Here is a 15,696-nt window from a genome sequence, read left to right as displayed (position 1 = left end):
AGATAACAGATTTCGAAATCTGTTATCTGTCAGCTGTGATCCGTTCGCTGTTCGCACCGACCTTTCGCACCGACCCCTTCGCCCCGGTCCGTTCGCCGCGATCCCCCTTCACCGCGACCCGTCCGCCGTCACTCGCTCGCCACCACCTCAAGGACCACCAACCCATGCGGCTCTACCTGCTCGCCCTCAACCCCACCGACTCGGTCACCTCCGGCTTCCTGCCCGCCGCCGCCAGACTCGGGCTGGACGTCACCGTCCTGACCGACCACGCCGAGCCCCACCGGAAGGCCTACGCCGACCTCCCGTCCACCGCACCCGAGGTGCTGGAGTGCGACGTCCGGGACTTCCGCGCGGTGATCAGCCTGATCTCCCGGCACCACGCGCCCGCCGCGGTGTTCAGCAACAGCGACCACCTGCAGACCCAGACCGCCCTCGCCGCCGAGTACTTCGGCCTCCCGGCCAAGGACTGGAAGGCCGCGCTGCGGGCCAAGGACAAGGGCCAGCTGCGCCGCCACCTCGCCCTGACCGGCCAGGACGCCGTCTGGTCCGCCGAGTTGGCCCCCGGGCAGGACCCGGCCGAGCTGGACCCGCCCTTCCCGTGCGTGGTCAAGCCTCGCGAGGGGGTCGCCAGCGAGGACGTCACGCTGGTCGCCGACGCCGCCGAACTCGCCGCCCGCTGCCGGGAGATCCAGCACCGCCGGGCCGGCGCCACGCTCGTCGTCGAGGAGTTCCTGGCCGGCCAACTGTGCACCCTGGAGACGCTCGGCGACGGCCGCCGCCGGCACGTCCTCGGCGGCTTCCGCACCCGCCTCTCCCCGCCACCGGACTTCATCGAGGAGGTGCTGGAGTTCGTCCCCGCGCGCCCCGCCGCGGTGGTCGAGCAGGTGCTCGCCCAGCTCGACGCGCTCGGCGTCGGACTCGGCGCCTGCCACACCGAGTTCGTCGTCCAGCCGGACGGCCGCGCCCGGATCATCGAGGTCAACTACCGCGCCATCGGCGACCAGTGCGACCTGATGCTCGCCGAGATACTCGGCATCCCGCTCTTCGAGCACATCCTCGCGGCCCATCTCGGCCGCGAACTCCCCGGCGACCTCGGCACGCAGTGCGCCGCGACGCCCCGCCGGGCCCGCAACGAGGTGATCTGCGCCGACCGGGCCGGCGTCCTCACCGCCGCCCCCGGTCCGCACGACGAGGAGCGCGACGGCGTCCGGCTCGCCTACCGGCCGCTGCGCCCGCTCGGCGAACGGCACGAGCACTACCGCACCAACCGGGACTACCTGGGCGTGATGTGGGCCACCGGCACCGACCAGGGCGCCGTGGACGCCGCCGTCGCCCGGTTCCGCGCCGCCAACCGCTGGGAGATCACCCCGTGACCGCCGACGAGCAGCTCACCCTGCGGGTGCTCTCCGCCCTGCTGCGCGAGGACGTCCTCGGCCTGCGCACCCGCGGCGCCGTGAAGGACCGCGCCGACGGCCCCTGGTTCACCGTCGCGGACGCCGAACTCGCCCTGCCCGTCGCCGTCGAGGGCTTCCAGTGCGAGTACGCCGCCCGGCTGCCCCTGCTGGAGCTGGCCGGGCGCCGGCTCACCGGCCTGGACGCCATCGTGACGGCCCTGACCGACCTGGCCGAGGCCGAGGACCGGCCCGGCTGGGCCGCGTTCGCCGAGGAGTGCCGCCAGACCCTCGACACCATGGAGCTGCACGAGCGCGTGCGGCCCGAGGTGCACGCCCGGCTCACCGACCTGTACGGCGAGGACCCGGCCGACTGGACCGGCCTCGCCGCCGCCCTCGGCCACGACACCCTGGCCGCCTACCTCGACCACCCGGTCTACCCGACCGCACGCGGCCGGTCCGGCCTCACCGAGCCGCAACTGCGCGCCTACGCCCCCGAGTTCCACCCCGCTTTCGAACTGCGCTGGCTGGCCGTACCGGCCGGCGCCCTCACCACCCACGGCGAGCGCCCGCTCCCGAGCTGGTGGCCCACCCCGGCCTGGCTCGGCCTTGAGGCCGCCTGCCCCGGCGAGGGCTGGACCACCCTGCCCGTCCACCCGCTCACCGTCGGCGCCCCACTCGACGAGGCGCTGGAGGCGGCCGGCCTGGCCGGCCGCGCGGTGCTCGCCGAACGGCCGTACCTGACCGTCGTGCCGACGCTCTCCATGCGCACCGTCGCCGTCGCCGACGACCCCGCCTGCCACCTCAAACTCCCGCTCGCCACCGCCACCCTGGGCCGGCTCAACCGCCGCACCATCAAGCCCGGCACACTGCTCGACGGCGCCGCCGGCCAGCGCCTGATCGAGGCCGTGCTGGCCCGGGAGCCGCGCTTCGCCGACCGCGTCCTGCACGCCGACGAGCAGACCTGGGCGCACGCCGGGCACGAGCTGCTGGCCGTCCTGCTGCGCCGCTACCCGACCGGGCTGGAGCGGGCCGTCACCGCCCCGCTGGCCGCCCTGCTGGCCCCCGCGCCCGGCGGCCGCCTGCTGCTCGACCACCTCGCCGACCGATTCCACGACGGCGACCAACTCGCCTTCTACGACGCACTGCTGGAGCTTTTGCTGGACTGGCAGGCCACGCTGTTCGGGTACGGGATCGCGCTGGAATCGCACCAGCAGAACACCTCGCTGGTGCTCGACGCCAACGGGCTGCGCCTGCTCTACAAGGACGACGACGGCCCACGCGTGCACACCGCCCGGATGACCGCCGGCCTCGGCGAACTCGCCCTGGACCGCGCGGACTTCGACGACCCTCGGATCTTCGGCGACGACGACCGGGCGCTCACCGACCTGTTCACCACCATCACCGGCCACCTGTGCACCGCTTCCCTCGCCTTCGGCCTCGCCGACCACGGCCGCGCCGAACTCGACGAGGTGCTCGGCCTGTTGCGCAAGCGCCTGGCCGAGGCCGTGGACCGGATCGGTCCGGCCGGCGAACCGCTGCGGGCGAACCTCCTGGAGGCCGAACGCCTGCCGGTGAAGGCCATGGTCAGCGCCGGTACCCTGCTCAGCAAGCAGCGCTCGGGCGCCGCCGACATCAACAAGCACTACACCAGCGGCCCCAACTACCTGCTGGCGAACGGTATCGCCCGATGAGCACGGAGACCCTGCCGCAGCGGTCCAGCCGCGAGAGCGACGGCTCCGGCGGGCTCGGCCGCCGCCAGGTGCACGCCGTCGCGGCCTGCTACTTCGTCGCCTCCTTCGCCGCGCTGGGCCTGCCGCCGTACCTGACCGCGATCCTGCCCACGCTCGGCGACCCGCAGGCCCGGTGGGCCGGCGTGCTCTACATCGTCCCGACGGTGTTCAGCGCGCTCGGCGCACCGCTGTGGGGCCGGATGGCCGACCGCTTCGGCCGCAAGCGGCTGCTGCTGCGCGCCCAACTCGGTCTCACTGCCTCCTTCCTGCTGGCCGGGGCCGCCGGCAGCCTGCCCGCCTTCACCCTCGCGCTGGTCCTCCAGGGCTTCCTCGGCGGCACCTTCGCCGCCACCAACGGCTACCTCGCCGCCGCCCTCGACGGGCCCAGGCTGTCGCGCGCGCTCACCCTGATGCAGGGCAGTGCGCGGGCGGCCCTGGTCGCGGCACCGATCCTGGTCGGCGCGCTGTCCCCGTGGATCGACCCGCACCGCCAGTACCTGGTGATGGCCGTCCTCCCGCTCGCCGCCGCACTGCTCCTGTCGCGGCTGCCCGAGCCGGAGCGACCGGCGGCGGCGCCCGCGTCCGAGGGCCGCACCGAGCGGGCGCCGGGGGTCCCGCTACTGCCGCTCTACGTCTTCGAGTTCGTGTTCGTCTTCGCCACCGTCATCTCCTTCCCCTATCTCATCTCGCTCGCCGAGCAGCGGCTGCCCGGCGTCTCCGCCACCACCACCGGCGTCCTGTTCGCCCTGCCGCACCTGTGCTACCTGGTGTTCGCCGCGCGCACCCACACGCTGTTCCACGCCCGCCCGCACACCGGCATCGCACTCGGCTTCGGGTTCGTCGCGCTCGGCCTGGCCGGGCACGCCGTCGCGTACTCGCTGCCCGTCTTCGTCGCCGTCCGGCTGCTGCTCGGGGCCGGGCTCACGCTCGGCCTGGTCAGCCTCGCCGTGCTCGCCGCCGGAGCCGCCCAAGGACGCGCCCCCGGGCGGATGTTCGGCACCCTCGAACTCGTCTCCAAGGGCGGCGCCGTCGCCGCCGGCGCCGTCACCGCGCTGGCCAACGGTCGGTACGGCGCCGCCGCGCCCGTGGTGGCCGGCACCGCCGCCGCCCTGCTGGCCGCCGTCGCGGCCACCGCACTCTCCCTTCCGTCCCTCCGCAAGCGCTGGAGCCGCCGATGACCCGCGAGCCGATCACCCACGGCCCGATCACCGTCGAGTCGATCACCCCCGAGTCGATCACCCTCGACCGGATCGCCGACGAGCCGATCACCCACGAACTGCCCACCGCCGAAGAAGCAGTGGCCCACACCCTGCTGAACTGCCTGCTGCGCGAGGTCTCCGCCCCCGAACACCAGACCGCCGCGGCCGACGGCCGCCTGCTGCTGCGACTGCCCCGGCGCGGCACCCTGCTGCGGATCGCCCTGCGCCGCACCTCACTGCTCGGCGCGCACCGCTTCGCCGGCCCGGTCGAGATCGAACGAGACGGCGACTGGGTCGAGTTGGGCTGGCACGAGCTGGCCGAGCAGGTGCAGGACGAACTGGAGCTGCGCACCGGCACGGTGAACGAGGAGTTCCTGGGCCAGGTGGCCTCCAGCCACGACGGCCTCCGGCAGAGCATGGCCGGCCGCCCGCCCGCCGGAGCGGACCGCTACCTGGAGTCCGAGCAGGCCCTGCTGTTCGGCCACCGCTTCCATCCGGCGCCCAAGTCCCGCTCCGCCGCCCGGGGAGACTGGCGCCGGTACGCCCCGGAGTCCCGCGCCGCGTTCCCGCTGCGCCACCTCGCCGTCCGTGCCGAGCTGCTCGCCGAGCAGTCCCTGGACGAGAGCGCGACCGCCCTGCTGGACGGTCTGGGCGAGGTGCCGGACGGCTACCGGCTACTGCCCGCCCACCCGTGGCAGTACCAACTCATCGGCGACCACCCGCTGTTGCGCGATGCCCTGGCCCGTGGGGACGTCCTCGACCTGGGGCCGAGCGGCGAGGCGTTCACCGCCACCGCCTCGGTGCGCACGCTCCACGGAGCGGACGCCTTCCTCAAGTTCAGCCTCAACGTCCGCATCACCAACTGCCTGCGCAAGAACGCCGCGTACGAGCTCACCGGCGCCGTCGCGCTGACCCGACTGCTCGCCCCCGCGCTCGCCGACCTCGCCCGGCGCTTCCCCGATGCGGCGATGCTGCGCGAGCCGGCGTTCCGCACCCTGGCCCTGCCCGGCGACGGCGGCCGCCCCGACCAGGCGCTCTACGAGAGCTTCGGCCTGATCGTCCGCGAGGGTTTCGGCGGCGTGCTGCGGCCCGGCGTCACCCCACTGCTGGCCGCCGCCGTCGCCGACGAGCACCCGACCAGCTCCGCCCACATCTCCCGCCTGCTGGAAGGAAGTTCGGGCGCCTCGCGGGCCCTGGACTGGTGGCGCGCCTACCTGGGGCTACTCATCCCGCCCGTGCTCGCCGCCTACTTCGACCACGGCGTGGTGCTGGAACCGCACCTGCAGAACGTGCTCATCGGCGTCGACGCCACCGGGCACCCCACCCAGGTGCTCTTCCGTGACCTGGAGGGCACCAAGCTCGTCCCCCAGCACAACGCCGACATCCTGGCCGCCCTCCCGCCCGAGGTCGCCGGGCCGATGACGTACGACGCCGAGCGCGGCTGGGACCGGGTGATCTACTGCCTGCTGGTCAACCACGTCGCCGAACTGCTCGCCGCCCTGGCCGACCGCCACCCCGCACTGGAGGGCGCGCTGTGGCAAGCCGTCCGGGACACCCTGGAGACGTACGCGGCCGCCCACGGCCGTCCGCCCCGGCTGCGGGCGCTGCTCGCGGGCGTCCCGCTGCCGGCCAAGGCCAACCTGCTCACCCGCTGGGAGCGCAAGGCCGACCGCCAGGCCGGCTACGTCCGCCTGCCCTCGCCACTGGCCGGCTCCGTCCTCGCCGAGGCCGCCCGCACGCCCGTCCCCCTCTCCCTTGGGAGCGCCGCCCGATGACCGAGACCGTCCGCCGGCACATCGCCGCCCTCGCGCCGGACGCCCTGCCCGCCTACGTCTACGACCTGGCGGCGCTGCGCGCTCACGCCGCCGCCGTCCGGGCCGCGCTGCCCGAGCGGGTCGAGCTGTACTACGCCGCCAAGGCCAATCCCGAGGCGCCGGTGCTGGCCGCGCTGCGCGACGCGGTCGACGGCTACGAGGTATCCAGCGGTGGGGAGTTGGCGCACGTGCGAGCGGCCGTACCGGACGCGCCGCTGGCCTTCGGTGGACCGGGCAAGACACCGGCCGAGATCGCCGCCGCCGTGGACGCCGGGGTGCACCGCTGGCACGTCGAGAGCGAGCAGGAACTTCACCGGCTCGACGCCGTCCTCACGGACCGGCCGGGCACGGTCGTCGACGTACTGCTGCGGGTCAACCTGCCGGTCGCCACCGGCGCGCTCGACGCGGTGGCGCTCGCGATGGGCGGACGGCCGACGCCGTTCGGGCTCGACCCGGACCGCGCCGAGGAGTGCGTCCGCCTGCTCACCGGCGACGGCTCCGACCCCGGCCCGCTCGGACGGCGGCTGCGCCTGCGCGGCGTGCACGCCCACCTGGCCAGCGGACTCACGGCGGTGGAGCAACTGGCCGTCGCCGAGCAGATCGTGACCTGGTCGGTCGCGCTCGCCGAGCGGCACGGCTTCCCGCTGGCGGAGGTCAACGTCGGCGGCGGGATGGCCGTGGACTACGACGACCCGGCGAGCCGCTTCGACTGGACGGCCTTCGGCGAGGGTCTGACCAAGCTGCTGGACGCCCACCCGGGCCTGACCCTGCGGATCGAACCGGGCCGGGCGCTGACCGCCTACTGCGGCTGGTACGCGACCGAGGTGCTGGACGTGAAGCAGAGCCACGGCGAGGACTTCGCGGTGGTCCGCGGCGGCACCCATCACCTGCGCACCCCCGCCACCCGGGGGCACTCCCAGCCGTTCGAGGTGCTCCCGGTGGACGCCTGGCCGCACCCGTGGCCGCGTCCCGCCGTCGGCACCGGCCGCGCCACCCTGGCCGGCCAGCTCTGCACCCCGAAGGACGTCCTCGCCCGAGCCGCCTCCGGCGCCGACGGCCTGCGGGCGGCCGACCGCGTGCTGTTCGCGATGGCGGGCGCGTACGCGTGGAACATCTCGCACCACGAGTTCCTGATGCACCCTCGCCCGGGCTTCCACTACCTGGGCAGCTGACGGGGCGGCCAGGGCGGCCGGCGAGCGACGGATAGCAGGTGACAACTAACAGATGACAGATTTCGAAATCTGTTATCTGTTAGTTGTTAGTTGCTACCGCGCAGCGCCTCCCCCTGCTCCCGCCCCGCCGCGCCCCCACCAGCCCCTCCCGCACCAGGGGTCGCCGCAGGTCGCCTGCGGCCACTCGTGCGACAGTGGTAGGCAGCGAAGGGAGCGCGAACGTGCTGATGGACAAGGTGGCGGAGATACTCGCCGAGGCGTCGGCCGAGGTGGTGGAGCCGCGCTTCCGGGCGCTGGCCGCCGGCGAGGTGATGGAGAAGGCGCCCGGCGAGGTCGTGACGGTCGCCGACCGCGAGGCCGAGGCGATCATCGCCCGCCGTCTGCGCGAGCTGCTGCCCGTCCCCGTGGTCGGCGAGGAGGCGGTCTCCGCCGACCCCGCACTCGCCCAGGCCCTCCACGACGAGCCCGCCGCCTGGCTGGTCGACCCGGTCGACGGCACCGCCAACTTCGTCGCCGGCCGCCCCGAGTACGCCGTGATGTGCTCCCTCGTCCGCAGCGGACGGACCGTCGCCTCCTGGATCTGGCAGCCCGCCACCGCCACCGCCTACTGCGCCGAACTGGGCTCCGGAGCCTGGCGCGACGGCCTGCGTCTGACCCGTCCGCCGGCGCCGCACGACGCCGCGAAGCTGCGCGGATCCGTGAAGAGCCGCTACCTCGACCCGGAACACCGTCGGCGCCTGCAGGCCAACGAGTCGGCCTTCGGCGAGATCTCCCCCGGCCGGCACGCCGCCGGGATCGAGTACCCGGACCTCGTCGAGGGCCGCTTCGACTTCCTCCTCTACTGGCGCACCCTCCCCTGGGACCACGCCCCCGGCTCCCTGCTCGTCACCGAGGCCGGCGGCATCTCCGCCCGACTCGACGGCAGCCCCTACCGCCCCGAGGCGCCCGGCTGCGAGGACGGCCTGCTGGTCGCCGCCGATCCGCAGACCTGGGAGCTCACCCGCGCCGTCCTCCTGAGCGACTGACCTGAACCATCCAGGGCCCGTCCGAGCCGGGTTCCCTGCACCGGGTCGGGCGTTGAGGCAGCGAACGGCACCCGGGCAGGCTCTAACCCGCCCGGTCCCCCGCAGCCTTCCGGCCCGCGCTCACCACCTCGCGCACCAGCGCGCGCACCTCCCCCGCCGTGGCGTGCGGGTTGAGCAGGGTGAGCTTGAGCCGCACCCGGCCGGGCCCCTCGCCCGGCAGCTCGGTCCGCCCGACCACCGCCCGCCCGGTGCGCAGCAGCAACCGGCGCAGCCGGCCGTTGAGTTCGTCGACGGCCGCCTCGTCCGTCAGGCCCGGCGGCCGGTAGCGGAACAGTAAGGCGGTCAGCACGGGTTCGGCGTGGAGTTCGAGCGACGGTTCGGCGCGGACGGCCTCGGCGGCGGACCGGGCGAGTTCGTGGCAGGCGTCGACCAGCCGGCCGAGCCCGTCGCGGCCGAGGGTGCGCAGGGTGACGGCGAGCTTGAAGGCGTCGGCCCGCCTGGTGGTGCGCAGCGAGCGGCCGAGCAGGCTGGGGTAGCCGGCCTGCTCGTCGTCGACGGGGTTGAGGTACTCGGCGCGACGGGCGAGCGAGACGTAGGTCTCGGCGCGGCGGACCAGGAAGACGCCGGCGGCGGCGGGTTGCCAGCCGAGCTTGTGCCAGTCGAGGGAGACGGAGTCGGCGCGCTCGATGCCGTCGAGGAGCGGGGCCAGCCGGTCGGAGAGCAGCGCGCCGCCGCCGTACGCGGCGTCGACGTGCAGCCAGGCGCCGTAGCGGCCGGCCAGGTCGGCGGCGACGTGCAGCGGGTCGACGCCGCCGGTGTCGGTGGTGCCGGCGGTGGCGACGACGGCGATCGGGGTGCGTCCGGCCCAGCTGGCCGCAGCCAGGGTCCGTTCCAACTCCTTTGGTTCCATGCGGAGTTGCCGGTCGACCGGGACGGCGACCACGGCGCGCTCGCCGAGCCCGAGCAGGGCGGCGGAGCGCTGGACGGAGAAGTGCGCGGCCTCGGAGGCGACGATGCACGGCCGGACTCCGGTCGGGATGCCGTCCAACTCGACGATGCCGTCCAGCTTCCGGTCGCGGGCCAGCATCAGGCCCATGAGGTTGGACTCGGTGCCGCCCGAGGTGAGGACGCCGGCGGCGCGGGCCGGGTCGTAGCCGACCAGGGCGGCGAGCTCGGCGAGGAGGGCGGTCTCCAGGGCGGTGGCGGCGGGGGCCTGGTCCCAGGAGTCCTGGGAGGGGTTGAGGGCGCTGACCGCGAGGTCGGCGGCGACGGCCACGGCGAGCGGAGGGCAGTGCAGGTGGGCGGCGCAGGCGGGGTCGGCGGGGTCGGCGGCGCCGTAGGCGAGGAGTTCGGTGAGGCGGGCGAGCGCGCCGGGCCCGTGGGCGCCCGCCAGGCCGTCGGCGACCAGTGCGCCGATCTCGGCCGGGCTGCCTGCGGGCAACGGCCCGCCGCGCAGCGCGATGCCGTTGTCGAGCGCGTCCAGGACGGCGGCCAGCAGCGGCCCGAGCGCCCCGGGCCCGCCGACGCCGCCCGCGAGGGCGTCCAACGGGGCCGGGCCGCACGGCAGTTCGGAGGAAGCACCGGCCCCGGCGCCGACAGCCCCGGAACCGTCACCCGCGCCCGCACCCGCACCCGCCGCGGCGCTCATTCGGCACCCCGGACCGCGGGAGCGTCACGGTCACCGGCCACCGCCACCGCCACCGACGCCGCCGGATCCGCCGCGGCAGTCGCGATCGCGTCGGCGAGCCGGTCGAGGACGGCGGCGACCTGCTCGTCGGTGATGGTGAGCGGCGGGAGCAGTCGCAGCACCGCGTCGTGGCGGCCGCCGAGTTCGACGATCAGCCCGCGCGCCAGGCAGGCCTCCCGGACCCGGAGGGCGAGCGCCGGGTCGGCCGGGCGGGCCCCGCAGGCGTCCGGTTCGGCGGCGGGGTCGACGAGTTCGACGCCGAGCATCAGGCCCCGCCCGCGCACGTCGCCGATCACCGGCAGCTCGGCGGCGAGGTCGCGCAGCCGGGCGGCCATCCGCTCGCCGACGACGGCGGCGCGTTCGACCAGCCCGTGGGCGGCGACGTGGCGCAGGGTGGCGGCTCCGGCGGCCATGGCGAGGGTGTTGCCGCGGAAGGTGCCGGTGTGGGCGCCGGGCCGCCAGCCGTCGTAGTCCTCGCGGTAGACGACGACGGCGAGCGGCAGGCTGCCGCCGATGGCCTTGGAGAGCACCATCGCGTCCGGGACGATGCCGCTGTGCTCGACGGCCCACATCGCCCCGGTGCGGCCGACACCGGTCTGCACCTCGTCGACGATCAGCGGGATGCCCCGTTCGGCGGTGATCCGGCGCATCTCGCGCAGCCAGCCGTCGGGCGCGGGGACGACGCCGCCCTCGCCCTGCACGGCCTCCAGGATCATCGCGGCGGGCGGGACGACGCCGCCCGCGGGGTCGTCCAGCAGCCGCTCGACGTAGGTCGCGGCGAGGTCGGCGCCCGCCTCGCCGCCGACGCCGAACGGGCAACGGTAGCCGTACGGGTAGGGCAGCCGGACGACCTCGCCGCCGCTCGGCAGCGGTTCCTTGACGGCGACGTTGCCGGTGAGCGCCAGGGCTCCGGCGGTCATGCCGTGGTAGGCGCCGGTGAAGGCGAGCGCGCCGGACCGGCCGGTGGCGGTCTGCATCAGCTTGAGCGCGGCCTCGACGGCGTCCGTCCCGGCGGGGCCGCAGAAGTGGACGCGGGCGCCGGCGGCGAACTCGGCGGGCAGGCTCTCGAACAGCGCGCTGGTGAAGTCGTCCTTCTCGGCGGTGGCGAGGTCGAGCAGGTGCAGCGGGGCGCCGCTGTCGAGCGTGCGGCGGATCGCCTCCAGCACCACCGGGTGGTTGTGTCCGAGGGCGAGCGTCCCGGCGCCGGAGAGGCAGTCCAGGTAGCGCCGCCCGTCGGCGCCCTCGACGGTCATGCCGTTGGCCCGCACGGGGACGATCGGGAAGGACCGGGCGTACGTCCGGGCGGCGGACTCGCGTACGCGCTGGCGGCGCAGGATGGCCTCGCCGGAGGCCGGGACACCGGCGGCACCGGCGACACCCGAGGCTCCGACGGCACCCGCGACTCCGACGGCAGCGGCACCAGTGGCGCCGACGGCCCCGGCCGCTCCGGAGACGGAGGCGGGGGCCTGGGCGGGAACGGCGGCGAGCGACAAGGCGAACCCCCAGAAGAAGTTAGGTAAGCCTAACTTTATCGCCACCGACCTGGCGAGATACCCCGAGTCGCCCAGAACCACCCGAGCGGGTGAACCTCCCCCCGGTCCTGCCAACGAGCGACCGGCCAAAAGGTCACGCCCCCACACCCCGTCGGCCCGCAGGCGGCGCGTCCCCCCTCCACCGGTAGCAGAGCTCCGGCCGCCCGACGCTCCCGTACTGCGGCTCCCGCACCGCGCGCCCGGTGTCGACGAGGTGTTCGAGGTACCGGCGCGCGGTGATCCGGGAGACCCCGGCGGCGGCGCCCGCGGCGGCGGCGGACAGGCCCGTCGCCGCCTCGCGCAGCACGGAGGCGACGGCGTCCAGCGTGGGCGCGCTCAGCCCCTTGGGGAGGCTGCTGCGCTCGGGCGTGCGGAGCAGGGCGAACGCCTGGTCGACCTCGTCCTGGCCGGTCGCCTCGCCGGTGCGCCCGAGACTGTCGCGGTAACGGGCGTAGCGTTCCAGACGGTCGTGCAGGGCGGCGGCGCTGAAGGGTTTCAGCAGGTACTGGACCACGCCCGCCGACACGGCCTGCCGGACCATCGCGAGGTCGCGGGCCGAGGTCACCGCGATGACGTCGGTGGTGTGGCCGGCGGCGCGCAGCGAGCGGCAGAGCTGGAGGCCGTGGCCGTCCGGCAGGTAGAGGTCGAGCAGGGTGAGGTCGACGGGCGTCCCGGCGGCGCGGGCGCGCTCCAGGAAACGCAGCGCGTCGGCGCAGCTGTGGACCGTCCCGACGGCGCGGAAACCGGGTTCGCGCTCGACGTAGAGGGTGTGCGCGGCGGCGGCCACGGGGTCGTCCTCGACGACCAGCACCGAGATCCCCGGCAGGGCGGCCAGGTCGGTCACCTCGACGCTCCTTCCCGCTGCCCGGGCAGCCCGGCGAGCGGCAACCGGACGGTGAGCACCGCGCCCCGCTCGCGTCCGACCTCGACGGTGCCGCCGTTGCGCCGGGCGGCCTGGGCCACCAGGGCCAGCCCGAGGCCGTGCCCGTGCCCGTCCTGCTTGGTGCTCCAGCCGCGCCGGAAGACGTCCTCGACGGCGGCCGGGTCGATCCCCGCCCCGGTGTCGGCGACCCGCAGCAGCAGGCACCCGCCGCCACCGTCCCCGGCCCCGCCACCCCCGGCCCGACCGTCCCCGACCCCACCATCCGCGGCCCCATCCCCGACCTCGCCGCTCCCGACCCCGGCGTCGATCCGCGCGGTGACGGTCACCTCCGGCGGCACCGGGCTCTGCGCGGCCCCGGCGATGGCGGCGTCCACGGCGTTGTCGATCAGGTTTCCGAGGACGGTGATCAGATCCCGCGCGGAGAGCCCGGGCGGCAGCACCCCGTCGTCGATCCGACTGTCCTCGGTGAGGGTCAACTCCACGCCGCGCTCCGCCGCTTGGGCCGCCTTGCCGAGCAGAAGCGCGGCCAGCACCGGTTCGCCGACCGCCGCGACGACCCGGTCGGTGAGCTGCTGGGCGAGTTCGAGCTCGGCGGTGGCGAGCTCCACCGCCTGTTCGTGGCGGCCGAGTTCGACCAGGGAGACGACGGCGTGCAGCCGGTTGGCCGCCTCGTGCGCCTGCGCCCCGAGAGCCTCGGTGAAGCCGCGAACGGAGTCCAACTCGCCACTGAGCGACTGGAGTTCGGTGTGGTCGCGCAGGGTGACGACGCGGCCGAGCCCGGTGCCGATGGTGGAGGTGTTGAGCACCACCACCCGCTCGGCGGTCAGGTGCACCTCGTCGCGGACCGGCTCGTCCCCGAGCACGGCCGAGACCAGCGCCTGCGGAAGCCCCAGCTCCGCGACCGGTCGTCCGTCCACGTCGCCGTCCAGCCCGAGCAGTTCGCGGGCGGCGTCGTTGCACAGCACCACCCGGTGCGCGCGGTCCAGCAGGATCAGGCCCTCGCGCACCGAGCGCAGGGTCGCCTGGTGGTACTCGTAGAGGTGGCTGAGTTCGGCCGGCCCCATGCCGTGGGTGTGCCGCCGCAGGCGGGAGTTGGCGAGGTAGGTGCCGACGCCGCCGACCGCGAGCGCGATCACCGCCACCCCGACCAGGGCGAGCAGCGGGCCGCTCAGCTGCGCGGAGATGGACTCCACCGTGAGGCCCACACTGACCAGCGCGATCACCTGGTGCCGGTCGTCCAGCACCGGCGTGACCACCCGGACGGACGGGCCGAGCGTGCCGGTGTACGTCTCGCTGCGGGTCTGCCCCGCGAGCGCCCAGTCGATGTGCCCGAGGTAGCGCTTGCCGATCTGCTCGGCCAGCGGGTGGGTCCAGCGCACGCCGTCGGTGTCCATGACGGTGATGAACGAGACCCCGGTGTCCACGCGCACCTGCTCGACGTACGGCTGGAGCACCGCGGTCGGGTCCGGCCCGGTGACGGCGGCCCGGACGGACGGCGAGTCGGCGACGGCGTGGGCGACGGCGGTGACCTGACGGCGGGCCGCGTCCTCGGTGCGGCCGGCGGTGAAGAGGTACGCGAGCACCGCGCCGCCCGCCACCACGGCGGCGACGATGACCACCTGGACGACGAAGAGTTGCCCGGCCAGGCTGCGGACCAGCCCGCGGGGCACCGGGAGCCGTCGGCGCGAGGGTGCGGGGGCGGTGCGCTCGGACATGCCTGCCAGTGTGCACGACCGTGAACTCTATGAACGCAAACGTGACCTCCGTCACTCCCAGGCCCGATAGTCGGAGCGGCCCACCACCCGGGGCCGCCAGGACTGCACGGCGAAGGAGCCGCAGATGTCGATCGTTGGTGCCGCACCGGCGGGGGGATCCAGACGCAAGGATCGGACCCACTACCTCTATCTCGCCGTCATCGCCGCCGTGGTCGCGGGCGTGGTGGTCGGGCTGGCCGCCCCCGGCTTCGCCGTGGAGTTGAAGCCGGTCGGAACCGGCTTCGTCAACCTGATCAAGATGATGATCAGCCCGGTGATCTTCTGCACCATCGTGCTGGGTATCGGCTCCGTCACCAAGGCCGCCAAGGTCGGCAAGGTCGGCGGGCTCGCCCTCGGCTACTTCCTCGCCATGTCGACCGTCGCGCTGGCCATCGGCCTGGTCGTCGGCAACCTGCTGGAGCCCGGCGGCGGCCTGCACCTGACCGCCGCGCTCGCGAAGTCCGGCCACGCCCAGGCGACGGCCGGCGGCGCCCAGTCGACCGCCGACTTCCTGCTCGGCATGATCCCCACCACCATGTTCTCGGCCCTCACCGAGGGCAAGGTGCTGCAGACCCTGCTGGTCGCGCTGCTCGCCGGCTTCGCCCTGCAGGCGATGGGCCCGGTCGGCGCCCCGGTGCTGCGCGGGATCGAGCACGTGCAGCGGCTGGTCTTCCGGGTCATGTCGATGATCATGTGGGCGGCGCCGATCGGCGCCTTCGGGGCGATGGCCGCCGTCGTCGGGGCGACCGGCACGGCCGCGCTGAAGAGCCTCGCCGTCATCATGATCGGCTTCTACGCCACCTGCGCGCTGTTCGTCGTCGTGGTGCTGGGCGCCATGCTGCGGCTGATCGCCGGGGTCAACGTGTTCGCGCTGCTGCGCTACCTGGGCCGCGAGTTCCTGCTGATCGTCTCCACCTCCTCCTCCGAGAGCGCGCTGCCCCGCCTGATCGCCAAGATGGAGCACCTCGGAGTCAGCCGCCCGGTCGTCGGCATCACCGTGCCGACCGGCTACAGCTTCAACCTCGACGGCACCGCCATCTACCTCACCATGGCCTCGATCTTCATCTCCGAGGCGATGGACAAGCCGATGTCGATCAGCGAGCAGCTCTCACTGCTGGTGTTCATGGTGATCGCCAGCAAGGGCGCCGCCGGGGTCACCGGCGCCGGGCTGGCCACCCTGGCCGGCGGGCTGCAGTCGCACAAGCCCGCCCTGGTGGACGGCGTCGGCCTGATCGTCGGTATCGACCGCTTCATGTCCGAGGCCCGGGCGCTCACCAACTTCGCGGGCAACGCCGTCGCCACCGTCCTGATCGGGCACTGGACCGGCGAGCTCGACGCGGACCGCGCCCGTCGGGTGCTGGCCGGCGAGGTGCCGTTCGACGAGCGGACCCTGGTCGACACGCACGACGGTCCGAGTACGGCCCCCGAGGCCGCCCCGGCGCCGCCGGAGGCCGTCCCCGCCCAGGGCGGTGCGGGCACGGCCACCTGAGCGGCCCCCTCCACTCC

Annotated in this window: 11 protein-coding genes; 7 read left to right on the top strand and 4 right to left on the bottom strand. The window is 74.6% G+C overall.

The window, feature by feature from the left end; translation table 11 throughout:
- The first annotated feature begins 164 nt into the window (after positions 1 to 164).
- The 6 genes from ACIOJE_RS09635 (at position 165) to ACIOJE_RS09610 (ending at position 8,334) form a co-directional block, all read left to right on the top strand.
- Positions 165 to 1,373, top strand: coding sequence for an acetyl-CoA carboxylase biotin carboxylase subunit family protein (locus ACIOJE_RS09635; protein ID WP_400774709.1), 1,209 nt, complete (start codon positions 165 to 167; stop codon positions 1,371 to 1,373).
- Positions 1,370 to 3,085, top strand: coding sequence for an IucA/IucC family protein (locus tag ACIOJE_RS09630; RefSeq protein ID WP_280681132.1), 1,716 nt, complete (start codon positions 1,370 to 1,372; stop codon positions 3,083 to 3,085). The genes ACIOJE_RS09635 and ACIOJE_RS09630 overlap by 4 nt, the downstream gene beginning before the upstream one ends.
- Positions 3,082 to 4,302, top strand: a complete 1,221-nt coding sequence (locus ACIOJE_RS09625) for an MFS transporter (protein ID WP_400774706.1) — start codon at positions 3,082 to 3,084, stop codon at positions 4,300 to 4,302. The genes ACIOJE_RS09630 and ACIOJE_RS09625 overlap by 4 nt, the downstream gene beginning before the upstream one ends.
- Positions 4,299 to 6,098 carry an IucA/IucC family protein gene (locus ACIOJE_RS09620; protein ID WP_400774704.1) on the top strand — a complete coding sequence of 600 codons (1,800 nt, stop codon included), beginning with the start codon at positions 4,299 to 4,301 and terminating at the stop codon, positions 6,096 to 6,098. The genes ACIOJE_RS09625 and ACIOJE_RS09620 overlap by 4 nt, the downstream gene beginning before the upstream one ends.
- Entirely contained in the window at positions 6,095 to 7,309 is a 1,215-nt protein-coding gene (locus tag ACIOJE_RS09615) for a type III PLP-dependent enzyme (RefSeq protein WP_400774702.1), read from the top strand. Before ACIOJE_RS09620 ends, ACIOJE_RS09615 begins: the two co-directional genes overlap by 4 nt.
- Positions 7,310 to 7,536: 227 nt before the next feature.
- The gene (locus tag ACIOJE_RS09610) at positions 7,537 to 8,334 is read left to right on the top strand and encodes an inositol monophosphatase family protein (protein WP_400775116.1); all 798 of its coding nucleotides are present in this window, start codon (positions 7,537 to 7,539) and stop codon (positions 8,332 to 8,334) included.
- A gap of 82 nt (positions 8,335 to 8,416) precedes the next feature.
- On the opposite strand, the gene ACIOJE_RS09605 is transcribed toward ACIOJE_RS09610, so the two are convergent.
- The 4 genes from ACIOJE_RS09605 to ACIOJE_RS09590 form a co-directional block, all read right to left on the bottom strand.
- Positions 8,417 to 9,982, bottom strand: a complete 1,566-nt coding sequence (locus ACIOJE_RS09605) for a pyridoxal phosphate-dependent decarboxylase family protein (RefSeq protein WP_400774700.1) — start codon at positions 9,980 to 9,982, stop codon at positions 8,417 to 8,419.
- Complete coding sequence (locus ACIOJE_RS09600; protein WP_400775114.1) at positions 9,979 to 11,358, bottom strand: diaminobutyrate--2-oxoglutarate transaminase family protein; 1,380 nt, start codon at positions 11,356 to 11,358, stop codon at positions 9,979 to 9,981. Before ACIOJE_RS09600 ends, ACIOJE_RS09605 begins: the two co-directional genes overlap by 4 nt.
- A gap of 289 nt (positions 11,359 to 11,647) precedes the next feature.
- Positions 11,648 to 12,397: a response regulator gene (locus tag ACIOJE_RS09595; protein WP_400774698.1), complete on the bottom strand. Its 750-nt coding sequence runs from the start codon at positions 12,395 to 12,397 to the stop codon at positions 11,648 to 11,650.
- Positions 12,394 to 14,151, bottom strand: coding sequence for an ATP-binding protein (locus ACIOJE_RS09590; RefSeq protein WP_400774695.1), 1,758 nt, complete (start codon positions 14,149 to 14,151; stop codon positions 12,394 to 12,396). The genes ACIOJE_RS09595 and ACIOJE_RS09590 overlap by 4 nt, the downstream gene beginning before the upstream one ends.
- 124 nt (positions 14,152 to 14,275) lie before the next feature.
- On the opposite strand from ACIOJE_RS09590, the gene ACIOJE_RS09585 reads away from it, so the two are divergent.
- Positions 14,276 to 15,679: a cation:dicarboxylate symporter family transporter gene (locus tag ACIOJE_RS09585; protein ID WP_400774693.1), complete on the top strand. Its 1,404-nt coding sequence runs from the start codon at positions 14,276 to 14,278 to the stop codon at positions 15,677 to 15,679.
- The last annotated feature ends 17 nt before the right edge of the window (positions 15,680 to 15,696 follow it).

Origin of the sequence: Kitasatospora sp. NPDC087861 (assembly GCF_044742585.1) — a bacterium.
In the GTDB taxonomy this organism is placed as follows: Bacteria; Actinomycetota; Actinomycetes; order Streptomycetales; family Streptomycetaceae; genus Kitasatospora.
This window is presented reverse-complemented; position numbering and strand designations above follow the sequence as displayed.

Coding starts and splice junctions, on each gene's coding strand:
- ACIOJE_RS09615 (WP_400774702.1), top strand. CDS start 6,095: ATGACCGAGACCGTCCGCCGGCACATCGCCGCCCTCGCGCCGGACGCC.
- ACIOJE_RS09620 (WP_400774704.1), top strand. CDS start 4,299: ATGACCCGCGAGCCGATCACCCACGGCCCGATCACCGTCGAGTCGATC.
- ACIOJE_RS09585 (WP_400774693.1), top strand. CDS start 14,276: ATGTCGATCGTTGGTGCCGCACCGGCGGGGGGATCCAGACGCAAGGAT.
- ACIOJE_RS09635 (WP_400774709.1), top strand. CDS start 165: ATGCGGCTCTACCTGCTCGCCCTCAACCCCACCGACTCGGTCACCTCC.
- ACIOJE_RS09590 (WP_400774695.1), bottom strand. CDS start 14,151: ATGTCCGAGCGCACCGCCCCCGCACCCTCGCGCCGACGGCTCCCGGTG.
- ACIOJE_RS09610 (WP_400775116.1), top strand. CDS start 7,537: ATGGACAAGGTGGCGGAGATACTCGCCGAGGCGTCGGCCGAGGTGGTG.
- ACIOJE_RS09625 (WP_400774706.1), top strand. CDS start 3,082: ATGAGCACGGAGACCCTGCCGCAGCGGTCCAGCCGCGAGAGCGACGGC.
- ACIOJE_RS09605 (WP_400774700.1), bottom strand. CDS start 9,982: ATGAGCGCCGCGGCGGGTGCGGGTGCGGGCGCGGGTGACGGTTCCGGG.